The organism is Streptomonospora halophila (assembly GCF_039542725.1).
Classification (GTDB): Bacteria; Actinomycetota; Actinomycetes; order Streptosporangiales; family Streptosporangiaceae; genus Streptomonospora; species Streptomonospora halophila.
The window spans coordinates 47,554-64,295 of the sequence record NZ_BAABIK010000006.1; the positions used below are offsets into that span (position 1 = coordinate 47,554).

The following is a 16,742-nucleotide window of genomic DNA, read 5'->3' on the forward strand; positions in this document are numbered from 1 at the left end:
CTCGTCCTGGCCGCAGCGAGATCGGAGTGGAGACAATCATGACCTCTGACATGGAGCGTCACCGCTGGTGGAGGCGTCCGGGGACCTGGCGGTTCGCGGAGATCCTGGCCAGAGCGCTTCTGGAGCTCATCCGCCGCCTTTGACCCCCGTCACGGCGTACACATCGAGGCGGGGGCCGCAGCGGTCCCCGGCTCTCCTCGCCGGAGCCTGCGCGCGGGTGTCGGGGGACCGCACCGACCGCGAACGCGTCTTCGGATCCGGCTTCGGCGGCCGGTGACCGCGGTGACCGGCGCTCGCCCGGCCGTCAGCCCCCGACCGTCCCGGCGTCGAGGCGCTCGCCGTAGGTCGTCTCCACCACCAGGCCCAACCGGTCGGGGAGCTGTGCCCGCAGGTCCGCCAGGAGCGGGTCGACCGGGGGCGGAGAGCCCTGGACGCGGACCTCGATGTGCATCGTCGTCGATGCCGTGTACACACGTGTCACCGAGGCGTCCGGCCGCTGCGCGAGCCACCGGCCGGCCGCCGCCTCGGCCCGTTCCGTCCACACGGCGACCAGGGCGGTGGCCGCGGTGTGGCCGGCCAAGGGCACGAACACCACCGCGAACAGCAGGCCCAGAACGAGGCGCGTCCTGCGCGCGGAGCGCTCGTCCCGCGTCTCCCGGGGAGTTCCGTAGCCCGAGGCCGCGAAGATCAGCATGCCCGCGAAGACCAGCGCGAGCAGGTTGGACAGGAACAGCACACCCGCCCCCGCCGCCAGCAGCGCCGCGCCCTGCCCCAGGCACACGCCCGCCACCACCAGAGGAGGCACCAGCGAGATCGCGATGGCCACCCCGGGCAGCACGGCGGCGACGTCGCTGCGGGACAGGGCCACCGCGCCGGCCGCACCGGTCGCCAGGGCGGAGACGAGGTCCATGAGCCCGGGCGAGGTGCGCCCCGCGATCTGGCTGTTCTCCAGGAGGTCGTAGGAGCCGGGGATCACGGCGGCGAAGACCACGCCGACGCCGATCACGAGGAGGCATCCGAGGCAGACCGTTCTGACCGCTCCGGTCCGGCTCTGGCGCACGATCCCCAGGGCGATTCCCATGATCGGCGTGGAGAGGGGCGCGATGATCATCGCGCCGATCACCGTGGCCGTGGAATCGGTCAGCACGCCACCGGCCGCGATGATCGCCGAAAGGGTGAGCATCGTCCAGAATGCCGAGCTCTTGGCCCGGCTGTCGCCCGCGGACAGGTCGAGGGCCTGCACCAGGTCGTCCGATGTGCGCAGCTGCGATGCGACGAGGACGCGTTCGAGGATTCCGCCGAGCATGGGTCCGAGTATCGCCACGGGATCTCGCTGCGCTTGGGCGACACGACGCGGCGCCGCTCATCGGTCCGGTCCGCCCGCGCCGGGAACGCGCGGGGGCGTGGGGACGCAGCGAGCGCCGTCGGTCGCGGGCGGCGACCGGGCGGGCGCGCTCGTCGTTCCGGGCCGGGCGGGCGCGGATCAGTCCGCGGACCGGTCCTCGGCACCGCGCGGTCGGCGCAGGGCCAGGTTGCCGCGGGTGGCGAGCGCGAGGACCACCGCGGCGAGGCCGACGAGCGCGACCTCGCCCGCCCCGGCGGCGTCCCCGACCGCCGCGCCCTTGAGGCCCGAGACGACGTTGACCGCGGTGTGGGCGAACACCGTGGCGAGCAGGCCGCCGCGGGCAGAGTTGAAGACGCAGCCGAGGACGACCGTCAAGCCGACGCAGAGCAGGGCGTAGGCGGGGAAGTACATCGTTGACTGGACCGTGCCCTCCATGCCGAACAGAGGGGCGTGCCACACCGCCCAGACCCCGCCGAGCACCGCGTTCGCCGCCAGCGGCGACAGGGCGCCCTGGAGCCGGGGCAGGGCGAAGCCCCGCCAGCCCAGCTCCTCGTTGCCGCCGCCGGCCAGCGCGATGAGCAGGAAGTTGGCCGGGGCCAGGGCCAGTGCCGCGCGCAGCTGCGCCCCGTCGACCGCCGTTCCTTCCAGGTAGATCGGGACCGCGGCGGAGGCCGCGACGGCCGCGACGGCCGACGCGGCGACCAGGTAGGGCGTGAGCAGGCCCCGCCGCCCGATCGAGTACCGCCGGAACAGGGCACCGACGCCGGAGCGGCCCAGCGTGGCCCAGGTGACGGCCACCGCCGCCACGGCCGGTCCGAAGCCGCCGACGAGCACGGCCGGCAGGGGGTTGCCGCCGCCGATCAAGCGTGCTCCCGCCCACCAGGCGATCCAGGAGAAGGCGAAGGCGATCACGAAGTAGGCCGTGAGTCCGCGGGGGGCCATGACCGCTGTACGCGCCGGGTCCTCGGGGGTCGGGGAAGCGGCGGAATCCGGCCGTACGGAGGTGGGGTGAGGTGCCATGCCGGGAAACATACACTGTTGGATAGAGGCATACAACGTGTGGCCCGTCTTATGCTGTTGGGCATGGCTGAACCACGATCCGACCGGAAGTTCGACAGCGTCTTCCACCGGCCGCAGCGCGGCCGGCGGTCCCAGCCCGCGCTCAGCCGGGAGCGCATCGTCGCCGCGACGGTCGCGCTGCTCGACCGCGACGGCGCCACCGCGCTGACGATGCGCAAGGTCGCCGCGGAGCTCGGGGTGCACGCCACGAGCCTGTACTGGTACGTCGAACGCCGGGAGGACCTCGTGGACCTGGCGGTGGACGAGGTCCTGGCCGGGGCCGCCGCGGCCCTGCCGGGGCCGGAGACGCCCTGGGACACCGCGGTCAAGGAGACCGCCCACGGGTTCTACGCGGCGCTGACCGCGCACACCTGGGCCGCGGGGTTCGCCGGCTCGCGGCCGCTGATCGGACCGAACGCGGTCGCGCTGTCGCGGCGGATCATCGGAGCGCTTCAAGCGTGCGGCGGGAGCGACGAGGACCAGGCCGTCGCGATCCGGGCGATCTCCAACCAAATCATCGGCGCGGCCACGACGGCCGTGGCGCTGCGCACGACGTCCTCGCCCTCGGGCACGCCGGACGCCGCCCTCTCCGCGGCGGTCTCGGCGTCGGACGCCCTCGCCGTGGGGAACTCCTACTTCGACCAGGTGCTGGACCTGGTCCTCGCCGGCATCGCTGCTCGGCGCGGCACGTAGCCCGCGCCCGCCCTCACGACGGCCTCCGACGGGTACGGCGGCGGCGGTGTCCTGCGGCACCGGGGCGGGTGAGGCGCAGGCCGGTCCGCAGGGTACGGGCCGGCCGGAGACGGCCCGGCCTTCTGCGCGCGCGGCGCTGGGTACGCTCGGTCCGGCGCGGCACAGACTCCGGCGGCCGCGCCGCCGATCCCACCCCGGTACCCCACCGCGCGGACTGCCATCAGTGAGCGCGACCCCGAGCCCTTCCCGAACGAACCCCCACACCCGCCGCCGACATGCAGCTGGCCGTGCGCCGCACCCGAGCCACCGCTCCCGCTCTCGCCGGTTCGCGGGCCCCCACCTCGGCACCCCCGCCCCCTCCTCGTCGGATCGTCGGCACAGGGGCGGGTGAGGCGCAGGCCGGTCCGCAGGGTACGGGCCGGCCGGAGACTGCCCGGCCTTCTGCGCGCGCGGCGCTGGGCACGCTCGGTCCGGCGCGGCACAGACCCCGGCGACCGCGACCGCCGATCCCGCCCCGGTACCCCACCGCGCGGACTGCCATCAGTGAGCGCGACCCCGAGCCCGCCCCGGACGAACCCCCACACCCCCACCTCGACACGCCCGACCCCGCCCCCTCCTCGTCGGATCGTCGGCACAGGGGCGGGTGAGGCGGATGGGGATTACGGGTGGGCTGTTGCGCGTGTTTCAGGTGCTCCGGAACTCGGGACGTGCCCGGTGTCTCGATCCGGGCCGGCGGTTTGCGGTCCTGTTCCGCGCTGACGGCGGCGAAATCCGCCTAGCCGTCCCGTATGAGGGGGTTCGGGGATCATGTTCCCGGGGTAGCTGAATTGTCACCATAAGTGGTTTCATGCCCCCGCCGGATGCGACAGTCCGCACATCCCCCTCTATGCCTTCCACCATCACCATCCCCTCCCCTTCCCCCTTCCCCTCCCCTCCGACGCGGCTCGGCCCTCCCGCCGGTCGCGGCGCAAGCGCGCGTCCGCAGGACGCGCGCAGAAGGACGATCCGGCGGGAACTCATCGGCCTTCACGAACGACCCTTATGGAAAGAAACCCCCACCATCGGCGCGGACCGCGCGCTCGGGGGCGCCGAGCGCCGCCGAAGCGACCGCGCCGACGACGAGAGGAGAACCGCCCACATGGGACGGACGACCGACACGCCCGCTAAGGACGTGCCCCCCTCGGGATCCGACCATCGCAGGGCATGGGCGGCACTGCGCCCGCTGGTGCTGCGCCTGCACTTCTACGCCGGGGTGTTCGTCGCCCCCTTCATCCTGGTCGCCGCCGTATCCGGACTGCTGTACGTCTGGACACCCCAGATCGAGCAGGCGGTCTACGCCGAGCAGCTTCGAGTGGCGCCCTCGGGCGACTCCCTCGCGCTCAGCGAGCAGGTGGAGATCGCCGAGGAGGAGGTATCCGACGCGGAGCTCGACGCGGTCCGCCCGGCCACCACGGACGAGGACTCCACCCGGGTGCTGTTCAACGAACCCGAGTTGGAGGACAGCCACCGGATGACCGTGTTCGTCGACCCCCACGGCGGCGAGGTCCTCGGCGTAATGGAGACCTACGGCACGAGCGGCGCCCTCCCCGTGCGCACCTGGACCGACGTGCTGCACCGCAGCCTGCACATGGGCGACTTCGGGCGCCACTACAGCGAGCTGGCGGCGAGCTGGATGTGGCTGGTCGCGCTGGGCGGCGTCGTGCTGTGGGTCTCGCGCAGGTGGCGCGCGGGCGGCGGCGTGCGCGGCGTGCTGGTGCCCGGAGCGGGGACCTCGCGGGGCCGCGCGCGGTCCATGTCGATCCACGGCGCCACCGGCCTGTGGCTGCTGGTCGGCCTGCTGTTCCTGTCCGCTACCGGCATGACCTGGTCCCAGTACGCCGGCGCCAACATCGGCGACCTGCGGGAGCGGCTCGCCTGGACCACGCCCGCCGTCTCGACCGCGGCCCCGGCCGCCTCCAGCGACGCGGGCGCGAACGCGGGTGCCGACGCCGGGGTCGACGCCGTCCTGGCCAGCGCGCGCGAGGCCGGCCTGGACGGCCCCGTCGAGGTGGCCCTGCCGGAAGACGGCGAATCCACGTACGTGGTGAACCAGATCGGCAGCGGCTGGCCCACTCAGGGGGACTCGGCGGCGGTTTCCGCGGAGACCGCGGAGGTGACCGACGTCGTCCGGTTCGCCGACTACCCCCTCATGGCCAAGCTCACCACGTGGGGGATCGACGCCCACATGGGCACGCTCTTCGGCCCGGCCAACCAGCTCCTGCTCACCGCGCTGGCCGGCGGCCTGATCACCGTGATCGTCATGGGCTACCGCATGTGGTGGCAGCGGCGGCCGACCCGGTCGGGCGCGCTGGGCGTCGGGCGCCCCTTCCCGCGCGGGTCCTTCCGCGCTCTTCCGTTGGGCTACAAGCTCGCGGTCGTCCTCCTGCTGGCGCTGATCGGCTTCGCGGTGCCGCTGCTGGGCGCGTCGCTGCTGCTGTTCCTGGCCGTGGACGTACTGCTGGGATGGCGCGCCCGGACGAAGGGCTCCCGCCCGCCCGGCCCCGACGCGCAGCGCGAGGACGCCGGGGAACGGCAGGACGCGGCGGTTCCGCCCCGGCCCTGACCGGTCGGCGGGAAGACCGCCCGCCGACCGCGGTCCGTCCGCGCCCGCCGGCGCGGGCGGGCCGCGGCCTCCGTGCGGTGCTGCGGGTTTCCGCACCCGGGCGCTGCGGCCCAGGCCACACGAACGCCGCCGTCGCCCGGCGGCTGCACGGCTCGCGGAGGCGGCGTCGAGGAGCACGCCGCCCCCATCGGCGACACGCTGCACCTGGGCGTCACCGCCGCCCACAGCCGTGTCCCGGCGATCCTGCGGTATCCCGGCCCGTGGCGCGCCCGCCGGTCAGCGGCGGAGCAGCCGGGTGCCTCCCCTGCCCGCGGCCGCCAGCGCCGCACCGGCCGCGGCCATCCGGAAGGCGTTCACCCGGTACCAGGTCCGCAGCAGCCTCTCCCGCTCAGCCGTACTGAGCGCCCGGTCGCCGAAGAACAGCCTCAGGTTGATCGCCCGGACGAGATAGACGCTCGCCGCGCTGCCGGAGAGCGAGCACACGGCGGCCGCGGCGAGCCACGGCCGGCTCTCCGGCTTGTCCCAGCCCATGGCCGCCGCGACGAGGACAGCGGGGGTCGTGGCCGGCATGGCGGCCGCGTAGTAGCGCACGGGGCTGCCCGGACCGAGCGGCGTCAGCGCGCCGCCGCCCCCGCATCCCGCTCCCTCGGCGGGTTCCCCGGCGCGCTCCGCGAGCAGGTCTGGGACCTTCACGACAGCCTCGTAGAGGTTGCCGAAGAGCCATTGTGCGTGCCCCGCCCGGGCCAGCCGCAGCAGGCCGGCGGCGGCGCGGTGGCGGGGCGGGACGCTCTGACCGGACATGGAACGAGTATGGCAGGGCGCAACCGGGCGCTCCGGCCGGCGGCGCGGTCATCCAACGGGAGTCGGCGGCGGCGGGCGGCGGCAATGGGCGGCGGTGGGCGCGTGCGCCGCCGCGCCGGCGGGTCACGAAAGGCGGGCGTGTTCGGGCAGGTCACCGGTCAGATAGCTCTGCAGGTTCGGGGCCAGCAGGGACACCAGGTCCTCGAAGTCGAGCGAGGCCAGCGGCTCGACGCCTATCACGTGGCGGGCCACCGCCGCCCCGACCAGGTGCGTGGCCGCCAGCACGGCCCGCAGGCGCGGTTGGTCGTCGCCCAGCCGCGAAGCGAGCTCTCCCAGGATGCGCTCCTGCAGGAAGTCGCGCATCAGGTCGGCGGTCTGGTCGGTGGTCAGGGCGGTGCGCACGAGCGCCTTCAGCGCCGGAAGGGTCTCCGGGTCCTCCCACAGGCCCAGGTACGCGCGGGCGAACCGCTCGCCCAGCTCTTCGGTGCCGCCCTCGAAGGCCTGCTGGAGGCGGCCCAGCGCCTCGCCGGGAAGCGCCAGCGTCGCGGCGAACAACTGGTCCTTGGTGCCGTAGAAGTGCCGCACCAGGGCCGGGTCGACGCCGGCTTGAGCGGCGATACCGCGGAAGGTCGCGCCGGTGTAGCCCTTGTCGGCGAACTGCTCGCGGGCCGCGGCCAGGATCGCCTCCTTGGTTCCGCTCCTCCCGGGCCTGCGCCCGCCCGGCCGCCTGTCGGCCCCCTCAGCGTCCCCTGTGGTCACGGCGCCTCCTCTGATTTCCCTACATGGGGAATTCTAGCCCTGTCCACGCACGCCGGCCGCCGAGAGCACGCTCCTCCACGTAAAAACTCCACAGGCGTTGACATCTACGCCCGTAGAATTCTACGTTTGTAGAGATCGACCGATGTCGATCGGAAGCGCACCCGGCCGACTGCGGGCCGGGGGGCCGGGGCCGTCCGGCCGAGCCGAGGGCCGGGCGGCCCCGCGCGCCGCTCGCATCGAGAACGAGGGAGTTCACAGATGAGCGAGACGACCACCTGCGCGATCATCGGCGGCGGACCGGCCGGGATGATGCTCGGCCTGCTGCTGTCCCGCGCCGGAGTGCAGGTCACGGTGCTGGAGAAGCACGCCGACTTCCTGCGCGACTTCCGCGGCGATACGGTCCATCCCACGACGATCCGCCTGCTGGACGACCTGGGCCTGGGCGAGCGCTTCGCCGCCCTGCCACACAGCAGGGTCGAGCAGTTGTCCTTCGACGGCCCCGACGAACGGAAGCTGGTCCTGGGCGACTTCCGCCGACTGCGGCTGAACCACCCCTACATCGCGATGGTCCCGCAGTGGGACCTGCTCAACCTGCTCGCCGAGGCGGGAGCGGAGGAGCCCTCCTTCACGCTGCGCATGAGCACCGAGGCCACCGGCCTGCTGCAGGAGGGCGGCCGTATCGCCGGCGTCGGCTACGAGGGGCCCGGCGGCCCCGGCGAGCTGCGCGCCGACCTGACCGTGGCCTGCGACGGCCGCTGGTCGATGGCGCGCGGCCACCCCGGTCTGACCGTGCGCGAGTACCCCGTCGCGTTCGACGCCTGGTGGTTCCGGGTGCCGGCCCGCGGCGAGGTGCCCCCGTTCCTGACCCCGCGCATCGGCCGGCAAGCGCTCCTCGTCCCGATCCCCCGCAAGGGCTACCTGCAGATGGCCTACCTGGGACCCAAGGGCACCGATGCCGACCTGCGCGCCCGCGGCATCGAGGCGCTGCGCCGCGACGTCGTCGGGCTGATGCCCGAACTGGCCGACACCGTCGGTGAACTGGAGTCCATGGACGACGTCAAACACCTGGACGTGCGGTTGGACCGGCTGCGCCGCTGGCACACCGGCGGACTGCTGTGCATCGGCGACGCCGCGCACGCCATGTCGCCGCTGGGCGGGGTGGGCATCAACCTCGCCGTCCAGGACGCCGTGGCCGCCGCGACCCTGCTCGCCGGGCCGCTCGGCGCCGGCCGCGTCACCGACCGGACCCTGGACGCGGTGCGCCGCCGGCGCCGCCTGCCCACCGTGGTGACCCAGACCCTGCAGCGGATTCTGCACAGGCGCCTGCTGGGACCGATCCTGGCGGGTCGGCGCCCTGCTCCGCCGAAGCTGCTGCTGTCCGCGGTACGGGCGATGCCGCGCCTTTCGGCGATACCGGCGCACCTGGTCGGGATGGGTGTACGCCCCGAGCGCGCGCCCGCCTTCGCCCGCCGCGAGGCGCGGTCGGCCCCGGCGGTGAGGAACGGCGGGGACGCGTAGCGCCCTGCGGCCCGTCGAGAGGAGGCGTGCGCATGGTGCCGCTTCGTCTGGGCGGCTCCGACACCGTCGGACTGGATCCCGCGGATCTCGGTCACCGTACGGATGTGACGCCCCGGGACGCCGGGCGCCGGGATGCCGGGGTGCCGGGCGCCGGGTCCGCCGGTGTACGGGCCTCGCCCGACGGTCCGCCGAGCACCACGTGCGCCCCGCCCCGGGACACTGCGGCAGTCGGCCGCGGCCCGCCGCACGAGGAAGACGGCTCCCCGCCGAGCGCACGCGGCCCGCTCGCACCGCCCTCGGACCACCGCGTGGCCGCCCGCGGCGGTCCGGCGCTAGGGTGGCCGGGTGAGCGACGATCCGCCGACCTGGGCCCACGAGTCGGCCGAAATCGTCTCCTATGACCCCCGATGGCCTGTCCGGGCCGACGCGGAGCGCGCGCGCCTTGCCGAGATTCTGGCGCCGTGGCTGGTCGAGGGGGTCGAGCACATCGGGTCCACGGCTGTGCCCGGGCTCGCGGCCAAGCCGATCGTCGACCTCGCCGCCTCCGTCGGCGACCCGGACACCGCGGCCGACCGGGCCGCGGAGCGACTGGCCGCCGACGGCTGGTGCGCTGTTCCTCCGGAACTGGACGGACGGCCGTGGCGGCGCTTCTTCGTCAAGCCCGACGCCGCCGGAGAGCGGCGCGAGGCCCACTTGCATCTGATTCGAGCGGGGCACCCGCGATGGGCCGAGCAGATCGCGTTCCGCGACGCGCTGCGCGGCGACGACGGGCTCGCGCGGCGCTACGCGGATCTGAACGCCGCCTGGTCCGGCGACACAGCGACGACCGCGAAGCATACACGGAGGGAAAGGGATGGTTCGTGGCCGAATCCCTGGAGCAGTCCGTGAAGCGGTCCGCAGAGCAGTCCGCGGAACAGTCCGTGAAGCAGTCCAAGGAGCAGTCCGTGAAGCAGTCCAAGGAGCAGTCCGCCGAACACTCCGCGGACCAGTCCGCGGCACCTTCCGATGAGCACGTTCGCGGTGAGCGGGGATGTCCCGGCGGAAATTCCGGCGGAGCGGCCCGCACGCGGCCATGCGCCGGCGTTCGGCTGGTCCGCGACAGCGAACTCGCGGCGGCGGTGGACTACGCCTACGCCGCCTACGCCGACCTGGCCGAGGGAGGCGAAAGGCCGGTGCGCGCGGTCTGGACGGCGGGCGCCTGCCCGCTGGACGCCGACGGGCGGACGGTCGCGGGCGGCGACGTCGCCGCCCAGGCCCGCCAGGTCATGAGCAACCTGCGTCAGGCCCTGAGCAGCGCCGGAGCCACTTTGGACGACGTCGTCAAGACGACCGTGTACGTAGCATCCGCAGACCGGACAGACCTGGTCAGTGCGTGGCGGGTCGTCCGCGAGCACATGGGCGACCACGACGCTCCGAGCACGCTCCTGGGTGTGGCCGTCCTGGGATACCCGGACCAGTTGGTGGAAGTCGAAGCGGTGGCCGTGGTGGCCGTGGCGGCCGGAGATTAGCGGTGGGCCCCCGGTGCCGGGGATGTCCCACCCGACATTGCAGGACGCGCTGCCGCTCTGTCCCGCCCCAGCCCGCCCTGCCTGACACCGGAAGCTGACCGGTCGGACCGCCGGAGGGGGAGACGGCGGGTTCGGCCGAGCGGTCGCCGGTTGTGGATGCCGACACCTTGGTATCAGCCTGTAACGAGAGGCGGAACGATGTAGATGAGCTCGACGGCCTCATAGACCGCCCCGACGACGAACAGAACCAGCGCGGGAAGGCTCACCCAGCCGACCTGCCGCAGCCCGCGGACGTATCCCTGACGGCGGTTCCGAGCGTCGACCGTCTTCGGGCGCAGCCAGGCCCTCCCGAGCAGGTAGGCGGCGAGCGTCACGAGGACGTATGCCTGCAACTCGATGAGGATCGTCAGAGAGTGCGGGACCAGAAGTCTCGCCGTCGTCTCGTCGACCGGAGCGAGGGTCACACCGAAGTTGAACGCTCGGTACATGAAAGCGACGATGCCGGCGAAGGGCACGAGCATCGAGGGCAGCAGGATGGTAGCCACGGCGACGGTCAGCACGTTGACGGCGAAGATGGTCAGACTGAACAGCCAGACGTTGCCGAGCAGCGCCGCCACCAGGTCCGCTGTTCCGTCCTCCTGCTGGGAGGCGACTTGCGCGGCGTTCAGGTCCGGGAAGACCAGCGCGGCCCCCATACCGATGAGGAACAGGCCGTACATGAACGCGTTCAGCACCGCGTAGGTGCGCAGGTTCGCGCGGATGATCTGGAAAGACGTGCGGAGGTATCGCATGTGTCCTGCTCCGTGGTCGAGTCGGCTGAGGAGCCGCTTGGCGCTGTACTCGGCATTCCGCTACCGGGATGGCCGCCTCGCCGCGGATGCGCGCCGACGTGCTGTCCGCTCACACGATGCACAGTCGTGCAGCCCGCGGCAGGGACGTCGAGACGCGTCTCGCAGGCGGCCGACCACCACTCCAGACCATGTCCTCGGGGCAGGGTCAAGCGCGGCCCGGACACGGGGCGGCGAGGGCCGACGAGGGCCGGCTCCATCTGCCGGTGACCGACCGCAACGGCGGTCGCCCCGGCAACCGCGAGGCACCGGGGATGCCGCCTTGACCGTGCCCTTGGGGCAGGGTGTGGACTGCATATGAGCGTGGGGGGCAAAACCGCGCGCAGTAACGGAGCGAGGGGAGGCGTCGCATGGCATGGAGCACCCAGCAGCTTGCCGAACTCGCCGACACGACGGTGAAGGCCGTTCGGTACTACCACAGGATCGGGTTGCTGGACGTTCCGGAGCGAACAGCGAACGGATACAAGCAGTACAAGGTCCCCCACTTGATCCGCCTGCTGCAGATCAAGCGGTTGAGCGATCTGGGAGTCCCGCTGTCAGAGGTGGCGGCGATGGGACGAGCGGACGAGGACCCGGACGAGGCGATCCGCGCGCTGGATGCGGAACTGGAGGCGACGGTCGCCCGGCTCAACCGCGTGCGGGCGGAACTGGCCGTCATCCTGCGCCACCGCGCGCCGGCCTACGTTCCGCCTGCGTTCGCTCCGGTCTCTCGCGGCCTCTCCGACAGACAGCGATCCTTGCTGCTGATCTACTCGACCGTACTCAGCGAGGAGTCAACAGAAGAGTTCCGGGAACTGCTCAGCGAACCGGACCGCACCGATGAGGAGTTCGAGGCACTCCCTCCGGACGCGGACGATGCCGCAATCGACCGTCTCGCGGCACGCATGCTGCCGGCGGTCCGCAGAGCGCGCGAGAAGCATCCGTGGTCGAAGGACCCGGCGGCGGATGCGCCGCGGGGTGCGAAGCACGCTGAACACACGATGGCCGAGGCGATGGTGCAGTTGTACAACCCGGCACAGCTACAGGTACTCAAGCGGCTGGCCGCCCTCCTCGCGGAGGACGCTGCGGACACGAGCGACGGCACGGCCTGACCCGGCGCGGGACACGGACGGCGCTGCCCGCCCCCCATCAGCGCCGGCTCTGCCTCCGGCCCCCCGGCACCGCTCCGCCGCGTGTCCCACTGTCGCGCTGCAGCCCCTTTGCCCCGCTATACCGCCTGGTGAGCGATCTGGATGAGGTTGCCGCAGGTGTCGTCGAGCACCGCCGCGGTGACCGGACCCATGTCGACGGGCTCCTGGGTGAAGCGCACGCCGAGCCCGCGCAGCCGCTCATGCTCGGCCTTGACGTCGTCGACGGCGAACGAGGTGAACGGGATTCCGTCGGCGACCAGCGCCTCCTTGAACGGCTTTACCGCCGGGTGGCCGCTCGGTTCGAGCAGCAGTTCGGTGCCGTCGGGGTCCTCCGGAGAGACCACGGTCAGCCACCGGTCCTCGCCCAGGGGGACGTCGTGCTTCTTCACGAAGCCCAGCACGTCGGTGTAGAACCGCAGCGCCTTCTCCTGGTCGTCGACGAACACGCTCGTCAGGTTGATCCTCATGTCGGTCCCTCTGTCCCCTCTGTATCCGCGCCGGTGTCAGGGCGGCCGCCGGCGACGTCCTCGCCGGTCTTCTTGAGCCACCGCTCGACGATCGGTTCAAGCGGTCCGGTGTCGATGTAGTGGAACTTGTATCGGCCCTCGCGCCTGGTCGCGACCAGGCCCGCCTCCTCGAGAACGTCGAGATGCTGCGAGGTCGCCTGCCGCGACGAACCGATCCCGTGCTTGGTGGACAGCCGGGCGCAGATCTCGAAGAGGGTCTGGCCGTTGCGTTCGGTCAGCTCGTCGAGGATGGTCCGCCGCGTGGGGTCGGCCAGGGCCTTGAATATGTCTCCCACCCTCGAACACATTAGGCAAGTGAACGCTTGCATGTCAAGGTTCGTCGAGGTTCGAGCTCCCGTCCCCGCCATTCCCGCACCCACCTGCACGTCGACCCCCGATACCCGTACCCGCATACCCGGATACTCAGGTCCGCCGCTCCCCGCACACCACCGGCAGCGGGCAGCCCTCATCCCGCCGGCAGGGCGCGGCCGCCCGCCGTGCGCGCCGTCTCCGCCGTCCTCGGCGCCCCGCGACGGGCGGCTCCGCGCCCCTCCCCTCACGCCGGGACCGGAACGCCCAGCTCCTCGGCGTGGGCCTTGCGGCAGTGCTTGCTGCAGTAGCCGTAGACGTCGCCCTCGTGGTCCAGGGTGATCGCGGAGCCGTCGAGCTTGACGACCATGCTGCACACCGGGCAGTGCACCGTCCCCGGCTCCGGCCCCGGAACGGGTCCCCGGCCCTCAACGGACTCCCGCCACGAGCCCGTGAACAGCCGCGTGATCGCCTCGGAACCCATCACCTGCCCGTCCAGGCCCAGCGTCCCTTCGCGGACGCCGTGCACCTCGACCCACACCTGCGGCTCGGCGCCGGGTCCCCGGACATTCCGCACGGTGTTGGCGACGATGCGGTTGTAGCGCTCGACGAACTCCCCGGCGGCCTCCTTGACCCAGGGGGACGGGAGCCGCACCCGCACCGCGTAGCGCTGCGGCCAGTCGGCGCCGACCTTGTGCTCCCCGGCGAACCACGTCAGCGGCTCGTGCACGACGACCTGCGTGTACGCGCGCGAGTTCTCCTCGACGGACTCCGGGTGGTACTCACCCCGGTCCACCCCGTCGTCCAGCTCCACCAGCCTCGTGGCCAGCAGCTCGCGCCCCTCGGCACCCAAAGCACCCTGAGGCGCGAAAACCTCGATGAACAGCATGCCTGCGCTCCCTTTCTCCCCCGCTCCCGCTCTTCCGCCGCCGAACCGCCCGCCGAAGCCTCGTACCGGTGGACGTCGGCGACCTTCTCGGACATGTGTCCGCCTGCGGTCACGCGTGGTCCTCGTGCTCGAAGCCCTCGGGCGCGCGGTCCAGGAAAGCGCTGACCGAGGCGATGCGCCCGTCCGCGGCGAGCGTCAGCACGTCGGTGCCGGTCGCGAACGACGTGCCGTCGGCGAGCCGGATCTCCCACAGCAGCCGGATCCGGTCGTGGTGCTGCTCCGGTTCCCGCCGGGCGACGAACGAGGCGTCGCCCGCGTGCTCGATGAACTGCGTGCGGAACGCGACGAGCGGCTCGGTTCCCGACATCATCGCCACGGGCGAGCGGTAGTCGACGTCCTCGGTGAAGACTCCCGGCGCGAGTCTGCGCTGCTCAGCGGCCGGGCCGTTCCAGAACTCCAGGTAGCGGCCGATGGCCGATGCGGTGCCCCCGCCGTTGCGGCTCTCGGTGCCGTCGTCGCCGGTCGTACCGGTTTCGGTGGTCATGGCGTGTTCTCCCTTCCGGATGCCGCGGCCGGCGCCGGTGCGGCACCGGCCGTGTACTCCGAGACTGGCGGCACCGGTGCGGCCCGTCGATAACCCGGGAGGTCATTGCCGCTCCGCCGCGGGTGCGGGAACGTTGCCGCATGACGGTCACCACCGAGCCGGTAGGAGCGCTGATGCGACGCTGGCGCGAGCACCGGCGGCGCTCGCAGTTGGACGTGTCGCTCGCCGCGGACGTCTCCACCCGGCACCTGAGCTACATCGAGACCGGCCGGGCCAGCCCGAGCCGGGGCATGATCGAGCGGCTGTGCGAGGAGCTGGACGTCCCCCTGCGCGAGCGCAACGCGTTGTACCTGGCGGCCGGGTTCGCCCCCGCGCACCCCGAGCGCCCCTTCACGGATCTGGGTGCCGCCGGCGACGCGGTGCGATCGGTCCTCACCGGCCAGGAGCCGAACCCGGCGCTCGCGGTGAACGTGTGCTGGGAACTGCTCGCGGCGAACCGCGCGATGTCGGCGTTCCTGCACGGCGTGCCGCCCGAGCTGACCAAGCCCGCGATCAACGTGCTGCGCGTGACGCTGCACCCCGACGGTCTGGCGCCGCGCATCCGCAACCTGGGCCGGTGGCGCCGGCACGTGCTGCGGCGCGTCCGCCGGCAGCTCGACCGCACCGCCGCGCCCGGCCTGGCCGAGCTGCTCGCCGAACTGGAGGGATACCCCGGCCCCGGTGGGGACCCGGCCGAGGACGGCGCCGCCTCCGACGCGTCCGACGACCTCGCGGTGCCCCTGCGCATGGCGACGGAGTACGGTGACCTCGCGCTGCTCTACACCACCACCGTGTTCGGCTCGCCGCGCGACGTGACGCTGGACGAGATAGCGATCGAGACGTTCTATCCCGCGGACCCCGCGACGGCCCGCCTCCTGCGCGCCATGGAGGAGTGAGCCGGGAGGCCGGCCGCGGGCCGGGCACACGAGGGGCGGCTCCCGCCGGTGGGGCCCCGCTCTCCGCCGAGCCACCCGCGCCCGCAAGGGCTGCACGCACGCGCCGGGCTAGGGATCGGGCCGCGCGGCGGGGGTGGGAACGGTGTCGAGGGTGAAACCGTGCCCCTTGCTGAGCCGGTGCCATTCGGCGACGCCCAGGGCGGTCACGGTGAGGATGCCGCCCGCCGAGAGGGCGAGGCTGAGCCACACGGGTGTGGGGCCCTCCAGCCGGGCCAGGCCGACGACGGCCAGGCCCGTCGACGCGATGGGGGCGCAGAAGCACGGAAGCATGGGGTGCACGTCGCCGGCGTTGAACGCGTGCTTGGCGACCATGAACAGCGACCAGAAGACGAACCCCATGACGAAGCCGCCTCCGATGAAGAGCGCGGCGAAGGCGATCACTCCGACATACCACCGGTCCCGGCCCAGTTCGTCGACCAGGCGCATGCCCGACGCGGACACCGCGAAGAACAGCAGGTACGCGCCGGCGAACAGCGCGACGGACACCACGGAGTAGCGCAGGAACCGCCGCAGCAGCTCGGCGCGCACCTGCTGCCCGCGGGCCCGGACCAGGAAGTAGGCGAAGGCGACCAGCAGCGCCGCCAAGGCGGCCGCGATCGACTCCAGCAGGCTCCGGCCCGACGCCGCGCGTTCCACCGACTCGGTGTCCTCGAAGTAGACGGCCACGCCCACCACGACCACGAACCCCGCGACGGCGCGGATGGTCTGCAGCAGGTCCAGCGGGTCGTCGGCACGCGCGATGGAGGGGTTGCGCGGTTTGAAGATCCGGTCCGCCGCCTTCTTCCCCGCCACCATGAGCGGCCACATCCACAGCAGCGGGAACACGATCCCCCCGCAGCCGAACAGGAGGGGCCTTCTGCGCCACAGCGGTCGCTGGGCGGCCCCCTGGCCGGGGGGAGGCGGCGGAGGCGGGGGCGGGTTGGGGACCGGCGGCGTCGGCGCTGGTGGTGAGGCGGGTCGCGGTGTATCGGGGGGATCGACGTGCACGTGGCCTCCGCATACAGCGGTAGTGGTGCGGACCGACCGGTACTCGGCTCCGGGGAATTCAGGATGCCGCAATTCCGTCAGGAGCGCCGCCGTTCGCTGTGCGTCGGCGGGAGTACTTCCCGCCCCGCGCGATATGTTCCGCTGTCTTCGCGGCAAGGCCGCCGGTTTACCGACGCCGCGATCATCGGACGTATGAGGATCCCGTCCGCGGACGGGGTACGGAAACCGCGCGGCGGAACTCGCGGCCCT

At 72.8% G+C, this 16,742-nt stretch carries 17 protein-coding genes; 7 read left to right on the plus strand and 10 right to left on the minus strand.

The window, feature by feature from the left end; all coding sequences use genetic code 11:
- Positions 1–304: 304 nt before the first annotated feature.
- Both ABEA15_RS07030 and ABEA15_RS07035 read right to left on the minus strand, forming a co-directional pair.
- On the minus strand, positions 305–1,306 hold the full coding sequence (locus ABEA15_RS07030) for a DUF389 domain-containing protein (RefSeq protein WP_345555944.1): 1,002 nt from the start codon (positions 1,304–1,306) through the stop codon (positions 305–307).
- A 177-nt stretch (positions 1,307–1,483) separates the two neighbouring features.
- A complete protein-coding gene (locus ABEA15_RS07035) occupies positions 1,484–2,377 on the minus strand; it encodes a CPBP family intramembrane glutamic endopeptidase (protein ID WP_425579366.1) in 894 nt (297 codons plus the stop codon).
- Between the two features lie 39 nt (positions 2,378–2,416).
- Here ABEA15_RS07035 and ABEA15_RS07040 point away from each other — a divergent pair, with 39 nt between their 5' ends.
- Positions 2,417–3,097, plus strand: a complete 681-nt coding sequence (locus tag ABEA15_RS07040) for a TetR/AcrR family transcriptional regulator (protein ID WP_425579370.1) — start codon at positions 2,417–2,419, stop codon at positions 3,095–3,097.
- Between the two features lie 1,138 nt (positions 3,098–4,235).
- A complete protein-coding gene (locus ABEA15_RS07045) occupies positions 4,236–5,699 on the plus strand; it encodes a PepSY-associated TM helix domain-containing protein (protein ID WP_345555947.1) in 1,464 nt (487 codons plus the stop codon).
- 276 nt (positions 5,700–5,975) lie between these two features.
- Here the strand turns inward: ABEA15_RS07045 and ABEA15_RS07050 are convergent, their stop codons facing one another.
- Together ABEA15_RS07050 and ABEA15_RS07055 are read right to left on the minus strand one after the other, a co-directional pair.
- Positions 5,976–6,500: a hypothetical protein gene (locus ABEA15_RS07050; RefSeq protein WP_345555948.1), complete on the minus strand. Its 525-nt coding sequence runs from the start codon at positions 6,498–6,500 to the stop codon at positions 5,976–5,978.
- Positions 6,501–6,623: 123 nt separating this feature from the next.
- Positions 6,624–7,259 carry a TetR/AcrR family transcriptional regulator gene (locus tag ABEA15_RS07055; protein ID WP_345555949.1) on the minus strand — a complete coding sequence of 212 codons (636 nt, stop codon included), beginning with the start codon at positions 7,257–7,259 and terminating at the stop codon, positions 6,624–6,626.
- Between the two features lie 258 nt (positions 7,260–7,517).
- Between ABEA15_RS07055 and ABEA15_RS07060 the strand changes: the two genes are divergently transcribed.
- From ABEA15_RS07060 to ABEA15_RS07070, 3 genes are all read left to right on the plus strand, one after another.
- Complete coding sequence (locus ABEA15_RS07060; RefSeq protein WP_345555950.1) at positions 7,518–8,777, plus strand: FAD-dependent oxidoreductase; 1,260 nt, start codon at positions 7,518–7,520, stop codon at positions 8,775–8,777.
- 345 nt (positions 8,778–9,122) lie between these two features.
- A complete protein-coding gene (locus tag ABEA15_RS07065) occupies positions 9,123–9,665 on the plus strand; it encodes a GrpB family protein (protein WP_345555951.1) in 543 nt (180 codons plus the stop codon).
- Positions 9,666–9,865: 200 nt separating this feature from the next.
- Positions 9,866–10,285 (plus strand): RidA family protein, encoded by a 420-nt coding sequence (locus ABEA15_RS07070; RefSeq protein WP_345556092.1) that lies wholly within the window; start codon positions 9,866–9,868, stop codon positions 10,283–10,285.
- Positions 10,286–10,458: 173 nt separating this feature from the next.
- Here the strand turns inward: ABEA15_RS07070 and ABEA15_RS07075 are convergent, their stop codons facing one another.
- A complete protein-coding gene (locus ABEA15_RS07075) occupies positions 10,459–11,076 on the minus strand; it encodes a stage II sporulation protein M (RefSeq protein ID WP_345555952.1) in 618 nt (205 codons plus the stop codon).
- Between the two features lie 407 nt (positions 11,077–11,483).
- Between ABEA15_RS07075 and ABEA15_RS07080 the strand changes: the two genes are divergently transcribed.
- Positions 11,484–12,224 carry a helix-turn-helix domain-containing protein gene (locus ABEA15_RS07080; RefSeq protein ID WP_345555953.1) on the plus strand — a complete coding sequence of 247 codons (741 nt, stop codon included), beginning with the start codon at positions 11,484–11,486 and terminating at the stop codon, positions 12,222–12,224.
- A 116-nt stretch (positions 12,225–12,340) separates the two neighbouring features.
- On the opposite strand, the gene ABEA15_RS07085 is transcribed toward ABEA15_RS07080, so the two are convergent.
- From ABEA15_RS07085 to ABEA15_RS07100, 4 genes are all read right to left on the minus strand, one after another.
- On the minus strand, positions 12,341–12,730 hold the full coding sequence (locus tag ABEA15_RS07085) for a VOC family protein (RefSeq protein ID WP_344141197.1): 390 nt from the start codon (positions 12,728–12,730) through the stop codon (positions 12,341–12,343).
- Positions 12,727–13,065, minus strand: a complete 339-nt coding sequence (locus ABEA15_RS07090) for an ArsR/SmtB family transcription factor (RefSeq protein ID WP_344141198.1) — start codon at positions 13,063–13,065, stop codon at positions 12,727–12,729. The genes ABEA15_RS07085 and ABEA15_RS07090 overlap by 4 nt, the downstream gene beginning before the upstream one ends.
- 260 nt (positions 13,066–13,325) lie before the next feature.
- A complete protein-coding gene (locus ABEA15_RS07095) occupies positions 13,326–13,967 on the minus strand; it encodes a hypothetical protein (protein WP_345555954.1) in 642 nt (213 codons plus the stop codon).
- Positions 13,968–14,076: 109 nt separating this feature from the next.
- Entirely contained in the window at positions 14,077–14,511 is a 435-nt protein-coding gene (locus ABEA15_RS07100; RefSeq protein ID WP_344141201.1) for a nuclear transport factor 2 family protein, read from the minus strand.
- Positions 14,512–14,651: 140 nt separating this feature from the next.
- On the opposite strand from ABEA15_RS07100, the gene ABEA15_RS07105 reads away from it, so the two are divergent.
- A complete protein-coding gene (locus ABEA15_RS07105; protein ID WP_345555955.1) occupies positions 14,652–15,446 on the plus strand; it encodes a helix-turn-helix domain-containing protein in 795 nt (264 codons plus the stop codon).
- A gap of 108 nt (positions 15,447–15,554) precedes the next feature.
- On the opposite strand, the gene ABEA15_RS07110 is transcribed toward ABEA15_RS07105, so the two are convergent.
- On the minus strand, positions 15,555–16,331 hold the full coding sequence (locus tag ABEA15_RS07110) for a hypothetical protein (protein WP_345555956.1): 777 nt from the start codon (positions 16,329–16,331) through the stop codon (positions 15,555–15,557).
- Positions 16,332–16,742: the final 411 nt, after the last annotated feature.